The sequence below is a fragment of the Phytopseudomonas flavescens genome (assembly GCF_900100535.1).
In the GTDB taxonomy this organism is placed as follows: Bacteria; Pseudomonadota; Gammaproteobacteria; order Pseudomonadales; family Pseudomonadaceae; genus Aquipseudomonas; species Aquipseudomonas flavescens.
The window spans coordinates 354,429-377,307 of the sequence record NZ_FNDG01000003.1 but is presented as its reverse complement, the minus strand read 5'-3'; the positions used below and the strand labels follow the sequence as shown (position 1 = coordinate 377,307).

21 protein-coding genes and 1 pseudogene are annotated in these 22,879 nt (G+C 59.9%); 18 read left to right on the top strand and 4 right to left on the bottom strand.

All coding sequences use genetic code 11. The annotated features are described in order from the left end of the window. Window positions 1-3: 3 nt before the first annotated feature. Together BLR94_RS05830 and BLR94_RS05825 are read left to right on the top strand one after the other, a co-directional pair. Window positions 4-624, top strand: coding sequence for a lysophospholipid acyltransferase family protein (locus BLR94_RS05830; protein WP_084303816.1), 621 nt, complete (start codon window positions 4-6; stop codon window positions 622-624). Window position 625: 1 nt separating this feature from the next. After that, on the top strand, window positions 626-1,558 hold the full coding sequence (locus BLR94_RS05825; RefSeq protein WP_084303815.1) for a phosphatidate cytidylyltransferase: 933 nt from the start codon (window positions 626-628) through the stop codon (window positions 1,556-1,558). Between the two features lie 75 nt (window positions 1,559-1,633). Here BLR94_RS05825 and gyrB read toward each other — a convergent pair whose 3' ends face one another. The 4 genes and pseudogenes from gyrB to dnaA form a co-directional block, all read right to left on the bottom strand. After that, on the bottom strand, window positions 1,634-4,051 hold the full coding sequence (gyrB, locus tag BLR94_RS05820) for a DNA topoisomerase (ATP-hydrolyzing) subunit B (protein WP_084303814.1): 2,418 nt from the start codon (window positions 4,049-4,051) through the stop codon (window positions 1,634-1,636). 3 nt (window positions 4,052-4,054) lie between these two features. Beyond that, a pseudogene (recF, locus tag BLR94_RS05815) lies at window positions 4,055-5,157 on the bottom strand (DNA replication/repair protein RecF). Between the two features lie 142 nt (window positions 5,158-5,299). Then, the gene (gene dnaN, locus BLR94_RS05810) at window positions 5,300-6,403 is read right to left on the bottom strand and encodes a DNA polymerase III subunit beta (protein WP_084303812.1); all 1,104 of its coding nucleotides are present in this window, start codon (window positions 6,401-6,403) and stop codon (window positions 5,300-5,302) included. A gap of 35 nt (window positions 6,404-6,438) precedes the next feature. Further along, window positions 6,439-7,920, bottom strand: coding sequence for a chromosomal replication initiator protein DnaA (gene dnaA / locus BLR94_RS05805; protein ID WP_084303874.1), 1,482 nt, complete (start codon window positions 7,918-7,920; stop codon window positions 6,439-6,441). 521 nt (window positions 7,921-8,441) lie between these two features. Here dnaA and rpmH point away from each other — a divergent pair. The 16 genes from rpmH to atpG all read left to right on the top strand — a co-directional run bounded on the left by rpmH (window position 8,442) and on the right by atpG (window position 22,871). After that, window positions 8,442-8,576 (top strand): 50S ribosomal protein L34, encoded by a 135-nt coding sequence (rpmH, locus tag BLR94_RS05800; RefSeq protein ID WP_003213577.1) that lies wholly within the window; start codon window positions 8,442-8,444, stop codon window positions 8,574-8,576. 15 nt (window positions 8,577-8,591) lie between these two features. Further along, window positions 8,592-8,993 (top strand): ribonuclease P protein component, encoded by a 402-nt coding sequence (rnpA, locus tag BLR94_RS05795; RefSeq protein ID WP_175154212.1) that lies wholly within the window; start codon window positions 8,592-8,594, stop codon window positions 8,991-8,993. After that, window positions 8,986-9,231, top strand: coding sequence for a membrane protein insertion efficiency factor YidD (gene yidD / locus BLR94_RS05790; protein WP_082045890.1), 246 nt, complete (start codon window positions 8,986-8,988; stop codon window positions 9,229-9,231). The genes rnpA and yidD overlap by 8 nt, the downstream gene beginning before the upstream one ends. Window positions 9,232-9,233: 2 nt before the next feature. After that, window positions 9,234-10,973: a membrane protein insertase YidC gene (gene yidC / locus BLR94_RS05785; protein ID WP_084303810.1), complete on the top strand. Its 1,740-nt coding sequence runs from the start codon at window positions 9,234-9,236 to the stop codon at window positions 10,971-10,973. Between the two features lie 74 nt (window positions 10,974-11,047). Continuing rightward, window positions 11,048-12,415: a tRNA uridine-5-carboxymethylaminomethyl(34) synthesis GTPase MnmE gene (mnmE, locus tag BLR94_RS05780; protein ID WP_084303809.1), complete on the top strand. Its 1,368-nt coding sequence runs from the start codon at window positions 11,048-11,050 to the stop codon at window positions 12,413-12,415. Window positions 12,416-13,216: 801 nt separating this feature from the next. Next, window positions 13,217-15,109: a tRNA uridine-5-carboxymethylaminomethyl(34) synthesis enzyme MnmG gene (mnmG, locus tag BLR94_RS05775; RefSeq protein WP_084303808.1), complete on the top strand. Its 1,893-nt coding sequence runs from the start codon at window positions 13,217-13,219 to the stop codon at window positions 15,107-15,109. Beyond that, window positions 15,109-15,756: a 16S rRNA (guanine(527)-N(7))-methyltransferase RsmG gene (rsmG, locus tag BLR94_RS05770; protein ID WP_084303807.1), complete on the top strand. Its 648-nt coding sequence runs from the start codon at window positions 15,109-15,111 to the stop codon at window positions 15,754-15,756. The genes mnmG and rsmG overlap by 1 nt, the downstream gene beginning before the upstream one ends. Window positions 15,757-15,769: 13 nt before the next feature. Continuing rightward, a complete protein-coding gene (locus BLR94_RS05765) occupies window positions 15,770-16,558 on the top strand; it encodes a ParA family protein (RefSeq protein ID WP_084303806.1) in 789 nt (262 codons plus the stop codon). Between the two features lie 11 nt (window positions 16,559-16,569). Continuing rightward, the gene (locus BLR94_RS05760) at window positions 16,570-17,442 is read left to right on the top strand and encodes a ParB/RepB/Spo0J family partition protein (protein ID WP_084303805.1); all 873 of its coding nucleotides are present in this window, start codon (window positions 16,570-16,572) and stop codon (window positions 17,440-17,442) included. Between the two features lie 158 nt (window positions 17,443-17,600). Next, a complete protein-coding gene (locus BLR94_RS05755; RefSeq protein WP_084303804.1) occupies window positions 17,601-17,993 on the top strand; it encodes a F0F1 ATP synthase subunit I in 393 nt (130 codons plus the stop codon). A gap of 31 nt (window positions 17,994-18,024) precedes the next feature. Beyond that, on the top strand, window positions 18,025-18,894 hold the full coding sequence (atpB, locus tag BLR94_RS05750) for a F0F1 ATP synthase subunit A (protein WP_084303803.1): 870 nt from the start codon (window positions 18,025-18,027) through the stop codon (window positions 18,892-18,894). 163 nt (window positions 18,895-19,057) lie between these two features. Beyond that, window positions 19,058-19,315 (top strand): F0F1 ATP synthase subunit C, encoded by a 258-nt coding sequence (gene atpE / locus BLR94_RS05745; RefSeq protein WP_003097235.1) that lies wholly within the window; start codon window positions 19,058-19,060, stop codon window positions 19,313-19,315. Window positions 19,316-19,372: 57 nt separating this feature from the next. After that, window positions 19,373-19,843 (top strand): F0F1 ATP synthase subunit B, encoded by a 471-nt coding sequence (locus BLR94_RS05740; protein ID WP_070882403.1) that lies wholly within the window; start codon window positions 19,373-19,375, stop codon window positions 19,841-19,843. Window positions 19,844-19,857: 14 nt separating this feature from the next. Continuing rightward, a complete protein-coding gene (locus BLR94_RS05735) occupies window positions 19,858-20,394 on the top strand; it encodes a F0F1 ATP synthase subunit delta (RefSeq protein WP_084303802.1) in 537 nt (178 codons plus the stop codon). A 21-nt stretch (window positions 20,395-20,415) separates the two neighbouring features. Further along, window positions 20,416-21,960, top strand: a complete 1,545-nt coding sequence (gene atpA / locus BLR94_RS05730) for a F0F1 ATP synthase subunit alpha (protein WP_084303801.1) — start codon at window positions 20,416-20,418, stop codon at window positions 21,958-21,960. 50 nt (window positions 21,961-22,010) lie between these two features. Further along, window positions 22,011-22,871, top strand: coding sequence for a F0F1 ATP synthase subunit gamma (atpG, locus tag BLR94_RS05725; RefSeq protein WP_084303800.1), 861 nt, complete (start codon window positions 22,011-22,013; stop codon window positions 22,869-22,871). Window positions 22,872-22,879: the final 8 nt, after the last annotated feature.

Sequence of the window (22,879 nt, the reverse complement as noted above, 5' to 3'; positions counted from 1 at the left end):
TCCATGCTTGCGTCACTGGTCGCCTTTCTCATCACCTCCGGGGCGCGTCTGCTCACCGGTGCCCGCGCCTTGTGGCTGGGCAGCACTGCGCAAGCGGTACAGCGCATCTACTACGCCAACCACAGCAGCCATGGCGACTTCGTGCTGCTGTGGGCATCGCTGCCCGCCGAACTGCGCAAACGCACCCGCCCGGTAGCCGGGTCGGACTACTGGATGAAGGGCACGCTGCGCAGCTTCCTGATCCAGCGGGTGTTCAACGGCGTATTGGTCGACCGCCAACGCAGTGACCCAAACGCCAATCCACTGCAGTCGATGCTCGACGCATTGGCAGCGGGCGACTCGCTGATCGTCTTCCCGGAAGGCACGCGCAACCTGGAGGACGGCCTGCTGCCCTTCAAGGCTGGCCTCTATCACCTGGCCAAGGCGCGGCCGGACGTGGAAGTGATCCCGGTGTGGATCGCCAACCTCAACCGGGTGATGCCCAAGGGCCGAGCCCTGCCATTACCGCTGCTGTGCACCCTGAATTTCGGCGCACCACTGGGTATGGGCGAAGAGGAGGGCAAAGACGCTTTCCTCGAACGCGCCCGCGACGCGCTACTGGCCCTGGCTCCCGAGGAGGTTTGAGATGGATCGCAATACCTTGCTGTTGTTCGCCGGCATTGGCGGCATCCTGCTGCTGGCCAGCCTGATCGGCTGGCTGCTGAAACTGCGCGCCGGCCCCGGCCCACACCCGGTCATCGACAACCTCAATGCGCGCATCAATGCCTGGTGGGCGATGGTGCTGGTGATCGGCTTCGCCTTCCTGTTCGGCAACATCGGCGTGGTGCTGCTGTTCTACTGTGTATCGTTCTACGCCCTGCGCGAGTTCATGACCCTGACCCCGACCCGGCGCAGCGACTACCCGGCACTGGTCGCCGCGTTCTACTTCGCGCTGCCGATGCAATACCTGCTGATCGGCATCGGCTGGTACGGTCTGTTCGCCATCTTCATTCCGGTGTACCTGTTCCTGCTGCTGCCGATCCTGTCGTCGCTGGGCGGCGATACCACACGCTTTCTCGAGCGTACCTCCAAGGTGCAGTGGGGGCTGATGATCGCCGTGTACTGCATCTCCAGCGTGCCGGCGCTGCTGACCCTGGATATCGCCGGCTACGATGGCCGCAATCTGCTGCTGATCGCCTGGCTGGTGATCGTCGTGCAGATATCCGATGTGCTGCAGTACGTCTGCGGCAAGCTTGCCGGCAAACGCAAGATCGCCCCCAACCTGTCCCCGTCGAAGACCGTGGAAGGCTTTTTCGGTGGCGTGGCACTGGCGACCCTGATCGGCGCCTCGCTGTACTGGATCACCCCGTTCGCCTTCTGGCAGGCCGGCCTATTCGCCTTGCTGGTGTGCCTGCTCGGCTTCGCCGGCGGCCTGGTGATGTCGGCGATCAAACGCGACCGCGGCGTGAAGGACTGGGGCCACATGATCGAAGGCCACGGCGGCATGCTCGACCGCCTCGATTCGGTGTGCTTCGCGGCCCCGGTGTTCTTCCATATGGTGCGCTACTGGTGGGGCTGAAGTGCATCGACAACTGACTGATTAATAATGAAAAACCCGGCTCGAAGCCGGGTTTTTTATGCATCGCATACGCGATCAGACGTCGAGGTTGGACACCGCCAGGGCGTTGGTCTCGATGAAGTCGCGACGCGGTTCCACTTCGTCACCCATCAGGGTGTTGAAGATCTGATCCGCAGCGATGGCATCTTCGATGCGCACCTTGAGCATGCGACGAACCTCGGGATCCATGGTGGTTTCCCACAGCTGATCCGGGTTCATCTCACCAAGACCTTTGTATCGCTGGATGCTGTGACGTTTGGTGCTTTCGGTCATCAACCAGGTCAGGCCTTCCTTGAAGGTGGTGACCGGCTTCTTGCGCTCGCCACGCTGCACGTAGGCGCCTTCTTCCAGCAGACTGTTCAACTGATCACCCAGGGTGGTGACCGTCTTGTAATCGTTGCTGGTGAAGAAATCGCGGTTGAAGGTGATGTAACTGGAGTTACCGTGGGAGATCAGCTCGACTTCAGGCAGCCACAGGTGGCGTTCCTGATCCTCGCGCAGACTGGTCCTGTACACCAGGCCGGATTTCTCCATGGTCTTCAGACGTGCATCGAACAGGGCCAGCCAGCTTTCCATCTGCGCCTTGTCGGCCATCAGCTCGGTGGTCACGCCGGGCAGGTAGACGAAGTGCTCGGTAAGCTCCATGGGGTACAGACGGGACAGGCGCTTGAGGGTCTTCATCACCAGCCGGTAATCGTTGACCAGACGCTCCAGCGCTTCGCCGGAAAGGCCGGGAGCGCTCTCGTTGACGTGCAGGCTGGCGTCTTCCAGGGCCGATTGGGTCATGTATTCCTCCATGGCCTCGTCGTCCTTGATGTACTGCTCCTGTTTGCCCTTCTTGACCTTGTACAGCGGCGGCTGAGCGATGTAGATGTAGCCACGCTCGACCAGTTCCGGTAGCTGACGGAAGAAGAAGGTCAGCAGCAGGGTACGGATGTGCGAACCGTCGACGTCAGCATCGGTCATGATGATGATGTTGTGGTAACGCAGCTTGTCGATGTTGTATTCCTCGCGGCCGATGCCACAGCCCAGGGCAGTGATCAGCGTGCCGACCTCCTGAGAGGAAATCATCTTGTCGAAGCGCGCTTTCTCGACGTTGAGGATCTTGCCCTTGAGCGGCAGGATCGCCTGAGTCTTGCGGTTACGGCCCTGCTTGGCAGAACCGCCCGCGGAGTCACCCTCCACGATGTACAGTTCGGAAAGGGCAGGGTCCTTTTCCTGGCAGTCGGCCAGCTTGCCTGGCAAGCCTGCGATATCCAGCGCGCCTTTACGGCGGGTCATTTCACGAGCTTTACGCGCCGCTTCACGGGCACGAGCGGCGTCGATCATCTTGCCGACAACCGCCTTGGCTTCGTTGGGGTTTTCCAGCAGGAAGTCGGAGAAATACTTGCCCATTTCCTGCTCGACCGCGGTTTTCACCTCGGAGGAGACCAACTTGTCCTTGGTCTGCGAACTGAATTTCGGGTCGGGAACCTTGACCGAGATGATCGCGGTCAAACCTTCACGGGCATCATCACCCGTGGTGGCGATCTTGTGCTTTTTGGCCAGGCCTTCCTGCTCGATGTAGTTGTTCAGGTTACGCGTCAGCGCCGAACGGAAGCCTGCCAGGTGGGTACCGCCGTCACGCTGGGGAATGTTGTTGGTGAAGCACAGCAGGTTTTCGTTGAAGCTGTCGTTCCACTGCAGGGCCACTTCCACACCGACGCCGTCATCACGTTGTACGGAGAAGTGGAACACCTGGTTCACGGCTGTCTTGTTGACGTTCAGGTATTCAACGAATGCGCGTAGGCCACCCTCGTACTTGAACAGTTCCTCCTTGGCAGTACGCTCATCCTTCAAAAGAATGCCAACGCCAGAGTTCAAGAACGACAGTTCGCGCAGGCGCTTGGCCAGAATGTCCCAACTGAAGTGAATATTGGCGAAGGTGTCTGCCGACGGCTTGAAGTGGATCTGCGTACCTGTGGTATCGCTGTCACCAACAGCAGCAATCGGTGCTTGTGGCACGCCATGCACGTAGGTCTGTTCCCAGATCTTACCGCTGCGGCGAATGGTCAACACCAGCTCCTTGGAGAGCGCGTTGACTACCGAAACACCAACACCGTGCAGACCGCCGGAAACCTTGTAGCTGTTGTCGTCGAACTTACCACCGGCGTGCAGCACGGTCATGATGACCTCGGCAGCAGAGACGCCTTCTTCCTTGTGAATATCGACCGGAATGCCACGGCCATTGTCGCGCACACTGATCGACTCATCGGGATGGATGGTGATGGTAATGTCACTGCAGTGACCGGCCAGGGCCTCGTCGATGGAGTTATCGACCACCTCGAAGACCATGTGGTGCAGACCGCTGCCGTCATCGGTGTCGCCGATGTACATGCCAGGCCGCTTGCGTACGGCATCCAGGCCCTTGAGGACCTTAATGTTATTGGAGTCGTACGTTTGGTTTTCGCTCATGCTTCACTCCCGGTGGTCGAGGTCTGGGTGATACGTCCATGTTCCACGTGGAACATGGAAACCGGCGTATCCGTTTGCCAGCCATCGCTCAACAATTCATGGTCTACGCAGGTGATGAATACCTGGCAGTTCAAATCTTCCAACAACCGGCACAAAGCGCGGCGGTGCTGTTCATCCAGTTCTGACGGCAAGTCATCCACCAGATAGATACATTGGCCGCGCTTGGCCTGGTCAACCAAATGCCCCTGGGCAATCCGCAAAGCACACACCACCAGCTTCTGCTGGCCTCGGGACAGGATGTCCGCTGCGTTGTGCGCGCCAAGCCTCAACCTGAGGTCTGCTCGCTGCGGGCCGGATTGGGTGTGTCCAATCTGCTGGTCACGCAACAGGGACGACGTCAGCACTTCATTCAGGGGCCGATCCTTATCCCATCCCCGGTAGTAGCTCAACGTCAGCCCTTCAAGCTCCACCAGCTCGCTCAAGGTACGTTCGAAGACAGGCTTCAGTCGCTGTATGTAGGATCGCCGATAACTGTCGATTTCATCGCTGGCCAGGCACAACTCGCGATCCCAGGCCGCTTGAGAAACGGCGTCAAGTGTACCACGGCGGAGCCATGAGTTCCGCTGCTTGAGGGCCTTCTGCAGGCGCTGCCAGGCGGGAAGGAAACGAGGTTCCACGTGGAACACTCCCCAATCGAGAAACTGCCGACGGATTTTAGGAGAGCCTTCAAGCAAGCGGAAGCTATCTGGATTGATCAACTGCAACGGCAGGGTTTCGGCCAGTTGTGCTGCGCTGCGCGCATTCTGCCCGTCGATGCGGATCTGGAACTCGCCTTGACGATCCCGTGAGACCCCCAGATTGCTCTGCCGACCGTCGCCCAGGCTCACCTGTCCGAACAGAGTGCAGACCTGTTGCTCGTACTGGATGACGGGCAGCAACCGAGCGCTGCGAAACGAACGTGCAAGTCCCAGCAGATGAATGCCTTCGAGCACGCTGGTTTTTCCGCTGCCATTGGCGCCGTAGAGAATGTTGATGCGTGGGGAGGGCATCAGCGTCGACGGCTGCAGGTTGCGCACCGCGGTCAGATTAATGCGGATCAAGGACATGAAGCGGGCCGTCGAGGAATGGGCAAGCGGATAGCGCTGCCAGAAACGAAATCAGCTTTGGATGTAACGGGTCAGTATCTGATCCGAACATACCAAAGCTGATTTCAATAACGCCTGGGTTGCCTGTTAGCGGCAGCAACAATTACAGGCGCATCGGCATGACGACATAAGCGGAATCGTCATTGTCGGCTTCCTGGACCAGCGCACTGCTGTTGGAATCGGACAGGATCAGACGCACCTGTTCGGTGGTCATCACGCCCAGCACATCGAGCAGATAGCTGACGTTGAAACCGATCTCCAGCGCGCCGCCGTTGTAGTCCACGGCGATCTCTTCTTCTGCTTCTTCCTGCTCCGGGTTGTTGGCCTGGATTTTCAAGAGGCCGGCGGCCAATTGCAGGCGAATACCGCGGTACTTTTCGTTCGACAGGATCGCGGTGCGGCTAAAGGCTTCACGCAGGCCCTGACGGTCTGCGACGACCAGCTTGTCACCACCACGTGGCAGTACACGCTCGTAGTCCGGGAACTTGCCGTCGACCAGTTTGGAGGTAAAGGTGAACTCACCTGTGGTCGCACGGATGTGGTGCTGGCCCAGGACGATGCTTACGGTACCATCCTGCTCGGTGAGCAGGCGCGCCAACTCGAGGATGCCTTTACGCGGGACGATCACCTGATGACGCTCGACCTGCTCGATGCTGGCGTCCATGGAACACATCGCCAGACGGTGGCCATCGGTGGCTACAGCACGCAGGACCCCGGTCTGCACTTCCAGCAGCATGCCGTTGAGGTAGTAACGGACGTCCTGTTGAGCCATGGCGAAGCTGGTGCGCTCGATCAGGCGACGCAACTTGCTCTGCACCAGATCGAAGGTCAGCGAACCCGGGCCTTCTTCGACGGTGGGGAAATCGTTGGCCGGCAGGGTGGACAGGGTGAAACGGCTGCGCCCAGCCTTGACCAGCAGCTTCTGCTCGTCGACACGGATGTCGATCAGCGCGTCGGCCGGCAGGCTCTTGCAGATGTCCATCAGCTTGCGTGCCGGCACGGTGATTTCGCCGGGTTCGGCGGCATCTTCCAGCGCCACGCGACCGACCAGCTCGACCTCGAGGTCGGTACCGGTCAGCGACAGCTGCTGGCCTTCGACGACCAGCAGAACATTGGACAGAACCGGCAAGGTCTGGCGGCGTTCCACGACGCCGGCGACCAGTTGCAGGGGTTTCAACAGGGCTTCGCGTTGAATGGTGAAGTGCATGGTCTAGTCCCTTGCCTCGTGCATGGAGTGGCGCGTCACGTTGTCAGTGTACGCAGCAGGTTCTTGTAATCCTCGCGGATGTCCGCATCGGATCCCCTAAGTTCAGCAATCTTACGACAGGCGTGCAATACCGTGGTGTGATCACGACCGCCAAAGGCCACACCGATTTCCGGCAGGCTGTGATTGGTCAGTTCCTTGGACAAGGCCATGGCCACCTGGCGCGGCCTGGCGATGGAACGAGAACGACGCTTGGACAACAGATCGGTGATCTTGATCTTGTAGTACTCGGCCGTGGTGCGCTGAATATTGTCGATGCTGACCAGCTTGTCCTGCAGGGCCAGCAGATCCTTCAGCGACTCGCGGATCAACTCGATGGTGATGTCGCGCCCCATGAAGTGCGAATGTGCGATCACACGTTTCAATGCGCCTTCCAGCTCACGCACGTTGGAACGAATGCGCTGGGCGATGAAGAATGCAGCATCGTGGGGCAGATCGACCTTGGCCTGGTCGGCCTTCTTCATCAGGATCGCCACACGGGTTTCCAGCTCGGGCGGCTCGACCGCCACGGTCAGGCCCCAGCCGAAGCGCGACTTCAGTCGCTCTTCCAGGCCTTCGATCTCTTTCGGATAACGGTCGCTGGTGAGAATCACCTGCTGGCCACCCTCGAGCAAGGCATTGAAGGTGTGGAAAAACTCCTCCTGGGAGCGCTCCTTCTTGGCGAAGAACTGGATGTCGTCGATCAGCAGCGCATCCACCGAGCGGTAGAAACGCTTGAATTCGTTGATGGCATTGAGCTGCAGCGCCTTGACCATGTCAGCCACGAAACGCTCGGAATGCAGGTAGACCACCTTGGCATTCGGGTTCTTGGCCAACAAGTGGTTACCGACGGCATGCATCAGGTGAGTCTTGCCCAGGCCGACCCCTCCATAAAGGAAGAGCGGGTTGTAACCGTGCTTGGGGTTATCCGCGACCTGCCAGGCTGCGGCACGCGCCAACTGGTTGGACTTGCCCTCGACGAAGTTGTCGAAGGTGAAGGTGCGGTTAAGGTAGCTGGTGTGCTTGAGGCCACCTTCTACCTGCACGTTACGTTCACTGCGAACCGGCGCGACGCTGGAGGCGGCACCCGCCATGGAATCGAAGCTGGCCCGGGAGGGCTCGGCCTGAACCGGCGGCTTGGGCGGCGGTGCGCTGACCTGCGGCGCAGGCGCGGCCGGGCTGCTGTAGTTGGCGACCGACGGCGAGGGCGTCAGCACGGCACGAGGCGTGGAGCTACGGCGGCTGCCTATCAACAGGGATATGGCGGGAACCAGGCCCGAAGCACGCTCACCGAGCAACTCGAGCATACGCCCCATGTACTTTTCATTGACCCAGTCGAGCACGAAGCGATTGGGTGCGTAGACGCGCAGCTCGTCGCCTTCGGCTTCTACCTGTAATGGACGGATCCAGGTGTTGAATTGCTGGGCAGGCAGTTCGTCGCGTAGAAGTTCTACGCACTGCTGCCAAAGTTCCACGGACACGGACATCCCCTGATCAAAAGCGCTGAGGCAAAAACAGCCGCTATTGTAGCCTCCGCCGCTTGAGTTATCCACATAGGAAACGCGATCAGTACATGACAAATCAAGGTGTTACCTGAACGACCAGACGTCGGCTGAATAACCTTGAAACCTGTGGATAAAAGCCCATGAACCCCGTGCGCAAGCACAGGGAAAACGCGGTGGATAATCAGCCTGTGGGTAAATTGCCATTTCACCCCCAGCTTATGCCCGCCTGCCCAACAGGCGCGGCACTGTTTTCTGACAGGGTTTCAAAGTGCCGAAAGCCGCCAAGGAAAAGACGCCCAGATACTTATCCACAGAAAGGCATTCGCCTAAATATAGAAAACATAACAAGCCTTTCTAAAAAGATTCTTTCCTTTATATTTCTCTAGGTGGAAAACACCTGGTTGGAAATTGACCTGGCCTGCGGCTTTCTCTAGAATCGCCGGTCTCTTAAAACGGGGGCCATTCCGGCCCGTTGTCGACAACCAGGTAACCGCATCATGAAACGCACTTTCCAACCCAGCACCATCAAACGCGCTCGTACCCACGGCTTCCGTGCCCGCATGGCTACCAAGAACGGCCGTGCCGTCCTGTCGCGTCGTCGCGCCAAGGGCCGTGCTCGTCTCGCAGTCTGATTTTCCAGTCTTGTGGTGAGTCGAGGCTTCGGCCGGGAGAAGCGCCTGCTAACTCCCCGGCAATTCAAGGCAGTCTTCGACTCTCCCAGTGGCAAAGCGCCGGGCAAGAGTGTCCTGCTGCTTGCGCGCAACAATGAGCTTGATCATTCACGCCTAGGTCTGGTGATCGGCAAGAAGAGCGTCAAGCTCTCCGTTGAGCGCAATCGCCTGAAACGCCAGATCCGCGAATCGTTCCGCCTGAACCAGGACAACCTGGTGGGCTGGGACATCGTGGTGGTCGCGCGTAAAGGCCTGGGCGATCTGCAGAACGCCGAACTGGCCCAACAGTTCGGCAAGCTGTGGAAACGCCTTGCCCGCAGCAAGCCTGTTCAGCAGACCGATGCCCGGACCGGGGTGAACGACAATCCCCATGCGTAAACTGGTTCAAGCTCCAATCCGGTTCTACCAGTACGCCATCAGTCCATTGATGGCCAGTCATTGTCGTTTCTATCCCTCTTGTTCCTGCTACGCGCTCGAAGCCATCGAAACCCATGGCGTCCTGCGTGGTGGCTGGCTGACCGTTCGTCGTCTGGGACGCTGTCACCCCTGGCATCCCGGAGGCTACGATCCGGTGCCCCTCGCGAAACACTCCCGATCCTCTTCGATGGCCGAATAATCATGGATATCAAACGCTCGATCCTGATCGTCGCCCTGGCAGTCGTGTCCTACATGATGGTTCTCCAATGGAACCAGGACTATGGCCAGGCTGCCCTGCCGAATCAGACAGCTTCCACCAGCAAGGCCACCCCGGGCTTGCCGGAAACCGCCTCCGTTGCCAGCAACGACGATGTCCCCACGGCGAACGCCGACGGCACCGATCCAAGCCCGGTGGAGGCCGTCGCTGTCAGCGACGAGCTGATCCAGGTCAAGACCGACGTTCTGGATCTGGCCATCGATCCGCGCGGTGGTGATGTGGTGCGCCTGAGCCTGCCCCACTACCCGCGCCGCCAGGACCGCCCGGACGTTCCGTTCCAGCTGTTCGACAACGGCAGCGAGCACCTGTACCTGGCACAAAGTGGCCTGACCGGCGCCAACGGTCCGGACGCCCGTGCCAACGGTCGCCCGCTGTACAACAGCGAGCGTCGCGTCTATCAGTTGGCCAATGGCCAGGACCAACTGGTCGTCGACCTGAGCTTCAGCGAAGCCGGCGTCAACTACATCAAGCGTTTCACCTTCAATCGTGGCCTCGATACCAGTTGCTCCGCCAAGGAAGTGGAACAGAAGAAAGCCGGTTGCATCAGTGGCAACGGTTACCAGATCGGCGTCACCTACCTGATCGACAACCAGAGTGCCAATGCCTGGACCGGTAACCTGTTCGCCCAGCTCAAGCGCGACAACAGTGGTGATCCGTCCTCCAGCACCGCCACCGGCACTGCCACCTACCTGGGTGCGGCGCTGTGGACCGCCGAGAAGCCGTACACCAAGGTGTCGATGAAAGACATCGACAAGCAGGGTCTCAAGGAATCCGTACAGGGCGGCTGGATCGCCTGGCTGCAGCACTACTTCGTGACAGCCTGGATTCCGTCGAAAGACGACACCAACCTGGTGCAGACCCGCAAGGACAGCCAGGGTAACTACATCATCGGCTACACCGGCCCGGCACTGAACATTGCCGCTGGTACCCAGGCCCAGGCCAGCACCATCCTGTATGCCGGTCCGAAGATCCAGAAGGACCTTGCAGCGCTGTCGCCTGGCCTGGACAAGACCGTCGACTACGGCATCCTGTGGTTCCTCGCCGAGCCGATCTTCTGGTTGCTGGAACATATCCACAACCTGCTCGGCAACTGGGGCTTCTCGATCATCGTGCTGACGCTGATCATCAAGCTGGCCTTCTTCCCGCTGTCGGCCGCCAGCTACCGTTCCATGGCGCGCATGCGTGCCGTATCGCCGCGCCTGCAGGCGCTGAAGGAACAGTTCGGTGACGATCGCCAGAAGATGTCCCAGGCGATGATGGAGCTGTACAAGAAAGAGAAGATCAACCCGCTGGGCGGCTGCTTGCCGATCCTCGTACAGATGCCGGTGTTCCTGGCCCTGTACTGGACCCTGCTGGAATCCGTTGAGATGCGTCAGGCACCGTGGATCCTGTGGATCACCGACCTGTCGATCAAGGACCCGTTCTTCATCCTGCCGATCATCATGGGCGCCACCATGTTCATCCAGCAGCAGTTGAACCCGACGCCGCCGGACCCCATGCAGGCTCGTGTGATGAAAATGATGCCGATCATCTTCACCTTCTTCTTCCTGTGGTTCCCGGCGGGTCTGGTGCTGTACTGGGTGGTCAACAACGTCCTGTCCATCGCTCAGCAGTGGTACATTACCCGCAAGATCGAAGCCGCGAACAAGCCTTCCGAGGCGTAGCCCTCGCGCTTCATCAGCTACATGACAGACGCCCCCTCGTGGGGCGTTCTGCTATCCAGCGTCTGGAGAATGCTATGTCCGTACCCCGTGAAACCATCGCTGCCGTCGCCACTGCCCAGGGTCGTGGCGGGGTCGGTATCGTGCGGGTCTCCGGGCCGCGCGCACGGATGATCGCGATCACCCTGAGTGGTATCGAGCCGGTACCACGGCATGCGCACTACGGTGCCTGGCATGACGATTGCGGTGAGGTGATCGACGAAGGGTTGCTGTTGTTCTTTCCAGGACCCAACTCCTTCACGGGTGAAGACGTGCTCGAACTGCAGGGCCACGGCGGCCCGGTGGTTCTGGACATGCTGCTGCAGCGCAGCCTGGAGCTGGGTGCACGTCAGGCCCGCCCGGGGGAGTTCAGCGAACGGGCATTCCTCAATGACAAGCTCGACCTGGCACAGGCGGAAGCGATCGCCGACCTGATCGAAGCCAGCTCCACCCAGGCAGCGCGCAATGCCGTGCGCTCATTGCAAGGTGAATTCTCCCGTCGAGTGCATGAGCTGACCGAGCGACTGATCAGCCTGCGTATCTACGTCGAAGCCGCCATCGACTTTCCTGAAGAAGAAATCGACTTCCTGGCCGATGGCCACGTCCTGAGCCTGCTCGAAGGTGTACGCGCCCAGTTATCCACAGTATTGCGCGAAGCGGGTCAGGGCGCGCTGCTGCGCGATGGCATGAACGTGGTGATCGCCGGGCGGCCGAACGCCGGAAAATCCAGCCTGCTCAATGCCCTAGCCGGGCGCGAAGCGGCCATCGTCACCGATGTCGCCGGCACCACGCGAGACGTACTGCGCGAACATATCCACATCGATGGCATGCCACTGCACGTGATCGATACCGCAGGGCTGCGCGATACCGAGGATCAGGTCGAGCGAATTGGCGTGGAACGTGCGCTGAAGGCCATCGGCGAAGCGGATCGCGTGCTGCTGGTGGTCGACTCCACGGCACCTGAGGCGAGTGATCCCTTCGCATTGTGGCCGGAGTTTCTCGAGCAGCGCCCGGACTCCACCCGCGTCACGCTGATCCGCAACAAGGCGGATCTCTCGGCCGAGCCCGTCGGCTTGCACACCAGCGACGATGGCCACGCCATGCTGGTGCTATCCGCCAGGTCCAGCGAAGGCCTGGAGCTGCTGCGTGAACACCTGAAAGCCTGCATGGGCTTTCAGCAAACGGCAGAGAGCGGCTTCAGCGCCCGCCGCCGCCACCTGGATGCCTTGCACCAGGCACAGAGCCACCTCGAACACGGGCATGCGCAACTGACGCTGGCAGGCGCGGGCGAGCTGCTTGCCGAAGACCTGCGACAGGCCCAGCAGGCACTGGGGGAGATTACCGGTGCCTTCAGCTCCGACGATCTGCTGGGGCGCATCTTCTCGAGCTTCTGCATCGGAAAATAAGCGTTTCGGGGTACTGTAGAACTGCGCAAAGAGACCCGCTTGATCGCCCGCCCGCAGATTGATCTCTACTTATCCCCAGGGCCGCAGGTTTTCCAGCTAGCCAATGGCCCTCTAGGGCCGCGACCCCGCGGCGAATGGCAGTCATGCTCCGCTGTCACATCGCCCGCAAGTGCGCTCCTACACAGGTCGCGGCTTGTTCCATTCAGCCGACCAATCTTCCCCAACAAAAGATCGGCATTACCTCTCCTTTCTCTGCCACCTTTCTCACTTCCAGATCCCGCATTCTGATCAGGGCCTGCCGACCAGCACGCCTGGTAGGTAATTTCCTGTCGATTGAGATTTCAACAGCCAAAATGAACCCTGTGGAAAACCTCGGCTGAGCTATGCCCATAACCCGGTGACAAAGCTAGGGATAAACCACCCTGTGCATAACCAGCACTTTTACACACAGGCTGATCACCGCTATCCAACACCCGCCACCCAGGATACCCGCACTTCCATACATTGCTGTACAGCATGTGGTTATTGGCCTGTAGCAATGTATCCACAGAAATTGTCGCTATCATTTATAAACATAAAAACAAGCCTTTTAAGAAAATCATTCTTTTTCTTTTATTTATATCCAGGTCATTCGATCTGCCAGGGGCGATGGGAAAAGGGGATGAAGGACAACCGATAACTAAGCGATGACTGATGACCAATTGGCTATTTTTTGTGCAAAAGGCTTCTTTCAATTCGGCTAAGTCCCTATACTTGCCGCCCTTTCCGACTAACCCCTACTCAACAGGCACGAGGTGCGTGGTGGATTTCCCTTCCCGTTTTCAGGTGATCGTCATCGGCGGCGGCCATGCCGGTACCGAGGCTGCGCTTGCAGCGGCGCGCATGGGCGTGAAAACCCTGCTGCTGACCCACAACGTGGAGACCCTGGGACAGATGAGCTGCAACCCGGCCATCGGCGGGATCGGCAAGAGCCATCTGGTCAAGGAAATCGACGCCCTGGGTGGCGCCATGGCGACTGCCACCGACAAGGGGGGCATCCAGTTCCGCGTACTCAACAGCCGCAAGGGCCCGGCGGTACGTGCGACACGCGCCCAGGCGGATCGCATCCTGTACAAGGCCGCAGTCCGCGAGATCCTGGAAAACCAGGCCAACCTGTGGATATTCCAGCAGGCTGCCGACGACCTGATCGTCGAGCAGGACGAAGTCAAAGGCGTGGTGACCCAGATGGGGCTGCGTTTCTTCGCAGACTCCGTGGTACTGACCACCGGTACCTTCCTTGGTGGACTTATCCACATCGGCCTGCAGAACTATTCCGGTGGTCGTGCCGGTGATCCGCCCTCGAATGCTCTGGCCAAACGCATGCGTGAACTGCCGCTGCGTGTCGGTCGCCTGAAAACCGGTACGCCCCCACGCATCGATGGACGTTCGGTGGATTTTTCCGTGATGACCGAGCAGCCAGGCGATATGCCGATTCCGGTGATGTCGTTCATGGGCAGCAAGCAACAGCACCCACGCCAGGTGAGCTGCTGGATCACCCACACCAATGCGCGAACTCACGAAATCATCGCCGCCAACCTGGATCGCTCGCCGATGTATTCCGGTGTCATCGAAGGTGTCGGGCCGCGTTACTGCCCGTCGATCGAAGACAAGATCCATCGCTTCGCCGATAAGGACAGCCACCAGGTGTTCATCGAGCCGGAAGGCCTGACCACCCATGAGCTGTACCCCAACGGCATCTCCACCTCCCTGCCGTTCGACGTGCAATTGCAGGTCGTGCAAAGCATCCGCGGCATGGAGAACGCGCACATCGTGCGCCCGGGCTATGCCATCGAGTACGACTACTTCGATCCTCGCGACCTGAAATACAGCCTGGAGACCAAGGTCATCGGCGGCCTGTTCTTCGCAGGGCAGATCAACGGCACCACCGGCTACGAAGAAGCCGGTGCACAGGGCCTGCTGGCCGGTGCCAATGCCGCATTGCGCGCGCAGGGCAAGGACAGCTGGTGTCCCCGTCGGGACGAGGCCTACATCGGCGTGCTGGTCGACGACCTGATCACCCTGGGTACCCAGGAGCCGTACCGCATGTTCACCTCGCGGGCCGAGTACCGGCTGATTCTGCGTGAAGACAACGCCGACCTGCGCCTGACCGAAAAAGGTCGCGAACTGGGCCTGGTCGACGACGAGCGCTGGGCAGCCTTCGAGGCCAAGCGTGAAGGCATCGCCCGTGAAGAGCAGCGCCTGAAAAGTACCTGGGTGCGCCCGAACACGCCCCAGGGCGACGCTCTCGTCGAGCGTTTCGGCACGCCGCTGACCCATGAGTACAACCTGCTCAATCTGTTGGCGCGCCCGGAGATCGACTACGTCGGCCTGGTCCAGGTGACCGGTGAAGGCGCCGAGGATCCGCAGGTCGCCGAGCAGGTCGAGATCAAGACCAAGTACGCGGGCTACATCGAGCGTCAGCAGGACGAGATCGCTCGCCTGCGCGCCAGTGAAGAAACCGCACTGCCCACCGACATCGACTACACGACGATTTCCGGGCTCTCCAAGGAGATCCAGCACAAGCTTGGCAATGCCCGGCCACAGACCCTGGGCCAGGCGTCGCGTATCCCGGGTGTCACGCCCGCAGCGATTTCCCTGCTAATGATTCATCTGAAGAAACGCGGCGCCGGTCGCCAGCTGGAGCAGCCCGCCTGATGTCCGCCGTAACCACTCGTCATGCCGAAGAGTTGCAGCAAGGCGCCCGCGAACTGGGTGTCACCCTGTCCGAGCAGCAACACCAGCAATTGCTCGCCTACCTGGCCTTGCTGATCAAGTGGAACAAGGCCTACAACCTGACCGCCGTACGCGACCCCAACGAGATGGTCTCGCGTCATCTGCTCGATAGCCTCAGCGTGGTGCCCTTCGTCGTTGAGGCTGGGGATAACTGGCTGGATGTCGGCAGTGGTGGTGGCATGCCCGGTATTCCGCTGGCCATCCTGTTTCCGGAGCGACGTTTCACGCTGCTCGATTCCAACGGCAAGAAAACCCGCTTCCTGATGCAAGTGAAGCTCGAGCTGAAGCTGGCCAACCTGGACGTTATCCACAGCCGGGTGGAAGCATTCACGCCTGAGCGGCCGTTCAGCGGTATCTGTTCACGGGCTTTCAGCTCACTGGAGGATTTTTCCAACTGGACGCGCCATCTCGGCGATGGCCAGACCCAGTGGCTGGCGATGAAGGGCGTACATCCGGACGACGAGCTGCAGGCATTGCCAGCGGACTTCCACCTTGCTGCCACCCACGTGCTCAAGGTTCCCGGTTGCCAAGGCCAGCGCCATCTGTTGATACTGCGTCGCTCGGTTTAGGGGGAACGGCAACATGGCTAAAGTATTCGCAATCGCCAACCAGAAAGGCGGCGTGGGCAAGACCACGACCTGCATCAACCTGGCGGCTTCCCTGGTTGCGACCAAACGCCGTGTACTGCTCATCGACCTCGACCCTCAGGGCAACGCCACCACCGGCAGCGGTGTGGACAAACAGGCGTTGGAACACTCCGTCTACGACGTGCTGGTCGGTGAATGCAATCTGGTCGAGGCCATGCAGTTCTCCGAGCATGGCGGCTACCAGTTGCTACCGGCCAACCGTGATCTGACCGCCGCGGAAGTGTCCCTGCTGGAAATGAAGATGAAGGAAAGCCGCCTGCGCTATGCACTGGCGCCGATCCGCGAGAATTACGATTACATCCTCATCGACTGCCCACCGGCGCTGTCGATGCTGACGGTCAACGCACTGGTCGCCGCCGACGGCGTGATCATCCCCATGCAGTGCGAATACTACGCGCTCGAGGGGCTGAGCGATCTGGTCAACAGCATCCAGCGCATCGGCAAGCTGCTCAACCCGTCGCTGAAGATCGAAGGCCTGCTGCGTACCATGTACGACCCGCGCATCAGCCTGACCAACGACGTATCGGCGCAGCTCAAGGAACATTTCCCCGACACGCTCTATCAAACCGTGATCCCGCGTAACGTGCGACTGGCCGAAGCGCCGAGCTTCGGCATGCCGGCGCTGGTCTACGACAAGCAATCCCGTGGTGCGATCGCCTATCTGGCGCTGGCTGGCGAACTGGTTCGTCGACAGCGTGCGAACGCCCACACCGCAACCGTATAAGGAACCTGTGCATGGCCGCCAAGAAACGTGGGCTGGGACGAGGCCTGGATGCCCTGTTGGGGGGCTCCAGCGTCGACGCCCTTGAGGAAGAAGCGGTCCAGGCCGACACCAGCGAGCTGCAGCATCTGCCCCTGGACCTGATCCAGCGCGGCAAATACCAGCCACGCCGCGACATGGACGTCACCGCCCTCGAGGAGCTGGCCCACTCGATCAAGACCCACGGCGTGATGCAGCCCATCGTGGTGCGCCCGGTGGGTGAGGGACGTTTCGAGATCGTCGCCGGTGAACGTCGCTGGCGGGCCACCCAGCAGGCCGGCCTGGAGCGCATTCCGGCGCTGGTGCGCGAGCTGGCGGACGAAGCCGCCATCGCCATGGCGTTGATCGAGAACATCCAGCGCGAAGACCTCAACCCGATCGAAGAAGCCATGGCCCTGCAGCGCCTGCAGCAGGAATTCCAGCTGACCCAGCAACAGGTCGCCGAAGCCGTCGGCAAGTCGCGAGTGACCATCACCAACCTGCTGCGCCTGATCGCCCTGCCCGAAGAGGTGAAGACCCTGCTGTCCCATGGCGATCTGGAAATGGGCCACGCCCGCGCCTTGCTGGGCCTGCCTGCCGAACAGCAGACCGAGGGAGCGCGACACGTTGTCGCACGGGGCCTGACCGTCCGTCAGACCGAGGCGCTGGTGCGGCAATGGCTGAACACCCAGGAAAAGCCCGTGGCCGCCGTCAAGGCCGATCCGGATATCAGCCGGCTCGAACAGCGCCTGGCTGAGCGCCTGGGCTCTCCGGTACAGATCAAGCATGGCCAGAAGGGCAAGGGCCAACTGGTCATTCGCTACAATTCCCTCGATGAACTGCAGGGCGTCCTGGCCCACATCCGCTGAAACAATTGCCCCCGCGGCACTAGTGCGAAAAGACTTTCGGGCAGTTGAACGGGGTGGGAACCACCCCTATACTCTGCGCGCATTTCGGCGGCACAAAATGTGCCAAGTTATTGATTAGCTTGGTAACGAAGTCTGAGTACGATTTACCGGGAAAAATGATGGATAGCCGCACGCCAAAACGCCTGCCATTCCATCGACTGCCGGTGTTTCCTGTTCTGCTGGCTCAACTGATCGTGGCATTGGTTCTTGCCGCTGCCTGCTGGTACGGGCGGGGCTCGATCGGTGGCTATTCAGGCTTGTACGGTGGCCTGATCGCCTGGCTGCCGAATCTGTATTTCGCCCACAAGGCATTCCGGTTCTCCGGAGCGCGGGCGGCCCAGGCCATCGTCCGGTCGTTCTATGCCGGCGAAGCGGGGAAACTGGTTCTGACAGCGGTGCTTTTTGCGCTGGTGTTTGCAGGTGTGAAGCCTTTGGATGCGCTGGCGTTGTTCGGCGTATTCCTGCTGACCCAATTGGTCAACTGGTTCGCACCCTTGCTGATGAAGAGATAACTTTTAAAGCCTTAGAGCGTTTGAGGGATTTATGGCAGCTGCAGAAACCGCTTCGGGTTATATCCAGCATCACTTGCAGAACCTGACCTATGGTCAGCATCCGGTGAATGGCTGGGGGTTCGCCCACACCGCTGAAGAGGCCAAAGAAATGGGCTTCTGGGCGTTCCACCTCGATACCCTGGGTATCTCCGTGGTGCTGGGCCTGATCTTCATTCTGCTGTTCAAGGCTGCCGCAAGCCGTGCCACCTCGGGCCAGCCTGGCGGTCTGCAGAATTTCGTCGAAGTGCTGGTCGAGTTCGTCGACGGCAGCGTCAAGGACACCTTCCACGGCCGCAATGCGCTGATCGCGCCGCTGGCCCTGACCATCTTCGTCTGGATCTTCCTGATGAACCTGATGGACTTGGTGCCGGTGGACTGGATTCCGGTCGCCGCTGCCAAGATAGCCGGTGACGAGCACCTGTTCTTCCGCGCCGTACCGACCACCGACCCGAACGCGACCCTGGGCATGGCCCTGTCGGTATTCGCGCTGATCATTTTCTACAGCATCAAGGTCAAGGGCATCGGCGGCTTCATCGGCGAACTGACCCTGCACCCGTTCAGTGCCAAGAACATCTTCGTGAAAATTTTGCTGATCCCGGTCAACCTCCTGCTGGAGTTCGTGACCCTGATCGCCAAGCCGATTTCCCTGGCGCTGCGTCTGTTCGGCAACCTGTATGCCGGCGAGCTGATCTTCATCCTCATCGCGGTCATGTTCGGCGGCGGCATTCTGTTGGCAGCACTGGCAGGCGTCCTGCAGTGGGCCTGGGCAGTATTCCACCTGATCATCATCACGCTGCAGGCCTTCATCTTCATGATGCTGACCATCGTCTACCTGTCGATGGCGCACGAAGACAGCCATTGATGACGTGATGCGCATCCACTGCCCCGGCGGGATGCGCGGCGTTTTCGATGGATTCCAGTTTCGGCTGGATCGCCTGCAAGGGCACTGGAAGCAACGATTTTGCTTTACCGCTTTACCCTTAGAAAAACCTTAACCAATACGACGTAAAAAGTCGGGAGGAAAGATGGAAACTGTAGTTGGTCTGACCGCGATCGCTGTTGCTCTGCTGATTGGCCTGGGCGCTCTGGGTACCGCCATCGGCTTCGGCCTGCTGGGCGGCAAGTTCCTGGAAGGCGCTGCGCGTCAGCCGGAAATGGTTCCAATGCTGCAAGTGAAAATGTTCATCGTCGCCGGCCTGCTCGACGCCGTGACCATGATCGGTGTTGGTATCGCACTGTTCTTCACCTTCGCGAACCCCTTCGTTGGTCAAATCGCTGGCTGATCACTCGAGTTTTCGAGCTGATTGGTGTGATGGACAACGAACGAGCGAGGTGTTGGCGTGAACATTAATGCAACCCTGATTGGCCAGTCCGTTGCCTTCTTTATCTTCGTGCTGTTCTGCATGAAGTTCGTGTGGCCTCCGGTCATTGCGGCTTTGCAAGAACGTCAGAAGAAGATTGCAGAAGGTCTGGATGCAGCCAGTCGTGCGGCTCGTGATCTGGAGTTGGCCCAAGAGAAAGCGGGTCAACAACTGCGCGAAGCCAAGACACAGGCTGCTGAGATCATCGAGCAAGCCAAGAAACGCGGTACTCAAATCGTCGACGAAGCCCGTGAACAGGCGCGTGTCGAGGCGGATCGCGTGAAGGCACAGGCTCAGGCCGAGATCGAACAGGAAATCAACAGCATCAAAGACGCGCTGCGTGCCCAAGTGGGTGCTCTGGCCGTTGGCGGTGCCGAGAAGATCCTGGGCGCATCCATCGACCAAAACGCGCATGCGGAGCTGGTTTCCAAACTGGCCGCCGAAATTTAAGCGAGGGCGCGATCATGGCAGAACTGACCACGTTGGCCCGACCTTACGCCAAGGCGGCCTTCGAATACGCCCAGGCTCACCAGCAGCTGGCCTCTTGGTCAGCCATGCTCGGCCTGGCAGCGGCGGTGTCGCAAGACGCCACCCTGCAACGCGTGCTCAAGGCCCCGCGTTTGACGAGTACAGACAAGGCCACCACCTTCGTCGAGGTGTGTGGTGACAAGTTCGACGCCCAGGTACGCAATTTCATCCACGTTGTCGCAGAGAACGATCGTCTGGCCCTGTTGCCGGAAATCCACTCGCTGTTCGAGCTGTACAAGGCCGAACAGGAGAAGTCGATCGACGTGGATGTCACCAGTGCCTTCGCATTGAGCGATGAACAGCAAGACAAACTCGCCAAGGTTCTCAGTGCACGGCTCGGCCGGGAAGTGCGCCTGCATGCTGCGGAGGATGCCGCCTTGATTGGTGGTGTCGTGATCCGCGCCGGCGACCTGGTTATCGATGGCTCAGTTCGCGGCAAGATCGCGAAACTGGCCGAAGCATTGAAATCTTGAGTTTGAAGGGGCAGCAGAGCTATGCAGCAACTCAATCCTTCCGAAATTAGTGAAATCATCAAGGGACGTATCGAGAAACTCGACGTCTCTTCCCAAGCCCGTAACGAAGGCACCGTCGTCAGCGTGTCTGACGGTATCGTGCGCATTCACGGTCTCGCCGACGTCATGTACGGCGAAATGATCGAGTTCCCGGGCAGCGTCTATGGTATGGCACTGAACCTGGAGCAAGACTCCGTAGGTGCCGTAATCCTGGGTGCGTACACCACCCTGGCCGAAGGCATGAGCGCCAAGTGCACCGGGCGCATCCTGGAAGTTCCGGTTGGTCCGGAACTGCTGGGCCGCGTTGTCGACGCCCTGGGCAACCCGATCGATGGCAAAGGCCCGATCAATGCTCAAGCCACCGACGCCGTCGAGAAAGTTGCACCGGGCGTGATCTGGCGTAAGTCGGTCGATCAGCCGGTGCAGACCGGTTACAAGTCGGTCGATGCCATGATCCCGGTAGGCCGTGGCCAGCGCGAGCTGATCATCGGTGACCGTCAGATCGGCAAGACTGCCCTGGCCGTCGACGCCATCATCAACCAGAAGAGCAGCGGCATCTTCTGCGTCTACGTAGCCATCGGTCAGAAGCAATCGACCATCGCCAACGTGGTTCGCAAACTGGAAGAGTCCGGCGCCCTGGCCAACACCATCGTGGTGGCTGCTTCGGCTTCCGAATCCGCTGCGCTGCAGTTCCTGGCTCCTTACGCCGGCTGCACCATGGGCGAATACTTCCGTGACCGCGGTGAAGATGCCCTGATCGTGTACGACGACCTCTCCAAGCAGGCCGTTGCCTACCGTCAGATCTCCCTGCTGCTGCGCCGTCCGCCAGGCCGTGAAGCCTACCCGGGCGACGTGTTCTATCTCCACAGCCGTCTGCTGGAGCGTGCATCGCGCGTTTCCGAAGAGTACGTCGAGAAGTTCACCAATGGCGCCGTGACGGGCAAGACCGGTTCCCTGACCGCTCTGCCGATCATCGAAACCCAGGCTGGCGACGTTTCCGCGTTCGTTCCGACCAACGTGATTTCCATCACCGACGGTCAGATCTTCCTGGAATCGGCCATGTTCAACTCGGGTATCCGTCCGGCCGTCAACGCCGGTATCTCGGTATCCCGTGTGGGTGGTGCTGCGCAGACCAAGATCATCAAGAAGCTCTCCGGTGGTATCCGTACCGCTCTGGCTCAGTACCGTGAACTGGCGGCATTCGCCCAGTTCGCGTCTGACCTGGACGAAGCCACCCGCAAGCAGCTTGAGCACGGCCAGCGCGTTACCGAGCTGATGAAGCAGAAGCAATACGCTCCGATGTCCATCGCGGACATGGCGCTGTCGCTGTATGCCGCCGAGCGTGGTTTCCTGACCGACATCGAAGTCGCCAAGATCATCAGCTTCGAGCAGGCTCTGATCGCCTTCTTCAACCGTGATCACGCCGCTCTGATGGCGAAGATCAACGAGAAGGGTGACTTCAATGACGACATCGATGGCCAGCTCAAAGCCGGTATCGAGAAGTTCAAAGCCACCCAAACCTGGTAAGCCGCAGCGGGCGCCCAACGGCGCCCGCCTGCTAACCCCAAAGGTGTGAAATGGCAGGCGCAAAAGAGATTCGCAGCAAGATTGCGAGCATCAAAAGCACGCAGAAGATCACCAGCGCCATGGAAAAGGTGGCGGTCAGCAAGATGCGCAAGGCACAACAGCGCATGGCAGCTAGCCGTCCCTACGCGGAGCGTATCCGCCAGGTGATTGGTCATCTGGCCAACGCCAACCCGGAATACCGTCATCCCTTCATGATCGAACGCGAAGTTAAGCGCGTCGGTTACGTGGTGGTGAGTTCGGACCGTGGTCTGTGCGGTGGCTTGAATACCAACCTGTTCAAGGCCCTGGTCAAGGACATGTCGGCAAATCGCGAGCGCGGCGTGGAGATCGATCTCTGCGTGGTTGGCAGCAAGGGTGCGGCATTCTTCCGCAACTTTGGTGGCAACGTCGTCGCTGCGATCAGCCACCTCGGCGAAGAGCCGTCGATCAACGACCTGATCGGCAGCGTCAAGGTGATGCTCGATGCTTACCTGGAAGGGCGCATCGACCGTTTGTCCGTGGTTTCCAACAAGTTCGTCAATACCATGACCCAGAAGCCGACCGTGGAGCAGTTGATTCCACTGGTGGCCGATCCGGATCAGGAGCTGAAACACCACTGGGACTACCTGTACGAACCCGACGCCAAGCAGCTGCTTGACGGGCTGATGGTGCGCTACGTGGAGTCGCAGGTGTACCAGGCAGTGGTCGAGAACAACGCCGCCGAACAGGCCGCGCGGATGATTGCGATGAAGAATGCCACCGACAACGCTGGCGACATCATCAAAGACCTGCAGTTGGTTTACAACAAGGCACGTCAGGCAGCGATCACCCAGGAAATTTCGGAAATCGTCGGCGGCGCTGCCGCGGTTTAACGGTTCAA

What these genes read in the sequence shown, in the direction of transcription:
- BLR94_RS05830 (WP_084303816.1), top strand. Translation starts at nt 4, where the DNA reads ATGCTTGCGTCACTGGTCGCCTTTCTCATCACCTCCGGGGCGCGTCTG.
- BLR94_RS05825 (WP_084303815.1), top strand. Translation starts at nt 626, where the DNA reads ATGGATCGCAATACCTTGCTGTTGTTCGCCGGCATTGGCGGCATCCTG.
- gyrB (WP_084303814.1), bottom strand. Translation starts at nt 4,051, where the DNA reads ATGAGCGAAAACCAAACGTACGACTCCAATAACATTAAGGTCCTCAAG.
- dnaN (WP_084303812.1), bottom strand. Translation starts at nt 6,403, where the DNA reads ATGCACTTCACCATTCAACGCGAAGCCCTGTTGAAACCCCTGCAACTG.
- rpmH (WP_003213577.1), top strand. Translation starts at nt 8,442, where the DNA reads ATGAAACGCACTTTCCAACCCAGCACCATCAAACGCGCTCGTACCCAC.
- yidD (WP_082045890.1), top strand. Translation starts at nt 8,986, where the DNA reads ATGCGTAAACTGGTTCAAGCTCCAATCCGGTTCTACCAGTACGCCATC.
- yidC (WP_084303810.1), top strand. Translation starts at nt 9,234, where the DNA reads ATGGATATCAAACGCTCGATCCTGATCGTCGCCCTGGCAGTCGTGTCC.
- mnmE (WP_084303809.1), top strand. Translation starts at nt 11,048, where the DNA reads ATGTCCGTACCCCGTGAAACCATCGCTGCCGTCGCCACTGCCCAGGGT.
- rsmG (WP_084303807.1), top strand. Translation starts at nt 15,109, where the DNA reads ATGTCCGCCGTAACCACTCGTCATGCCGAAGAGTTGCAGCAAGGCGCC.
- BLR94_RS05765 (WP_084303806.1), top strand. Translation starts at nt 15,770, where the DNA reads ATGGCTAAAGTATTCGCAATCGCCAACCAGAAAGGCGGCGTGGGCAAG.
- BLR94_RS05760 (WP_084303805.1), top strand. Translation starts at nt 16,570, where the DNA reads ATGGCCGCCAAGAAACGTGGGCTGGGACGAGGCCTGGATGCCCTGTTG.
- BLR94_RS05755 (WP_084303804.1), top strand. Translation starts at nt 17,601, where the DNA reads ATGGATAGCCGCACGCCAAAACGCCTGCCATTCCATCGACTGCCGGTG.
- atpB (WP_084303803.1), top strand. Translation starts at nt 18,025, where the DNA reads ATGGCAGCTGCAGAAACCGCTTCGGGTTATATCCAGCATCACTTGCAG.
- atpE (WP_003097235.1), top strand. Translation starts at nt 19,058, where the DNA reads ATGGAAACTGTAGTTGGTCTGACCGCGATCGCTGTTGCTCTGCTGATT.
- BLR94_RS05735 (WP_084303802.1), top strand. Translation starts at nt 19,858, where the DNA reads ATGGCAGAACTGACCACGTTGGCCCGACCTTACGCCAAGGCGGCCTTC.
- atpA (WP_084303801.1), top strand. Translation starts at nt 20,416, where the DNA reads ATGCAGCAACTCAATCCTTCCGAAATTAGTGAAATCATCAAGGGACGT.
- atpG (WP_084303800.1), top strand. Translation starts at nt 22,011, where the DNA reads ATGGCAGGCGCAAAAGAGATTCGCAGCAAGATTGCGAGCATCAAAAGC.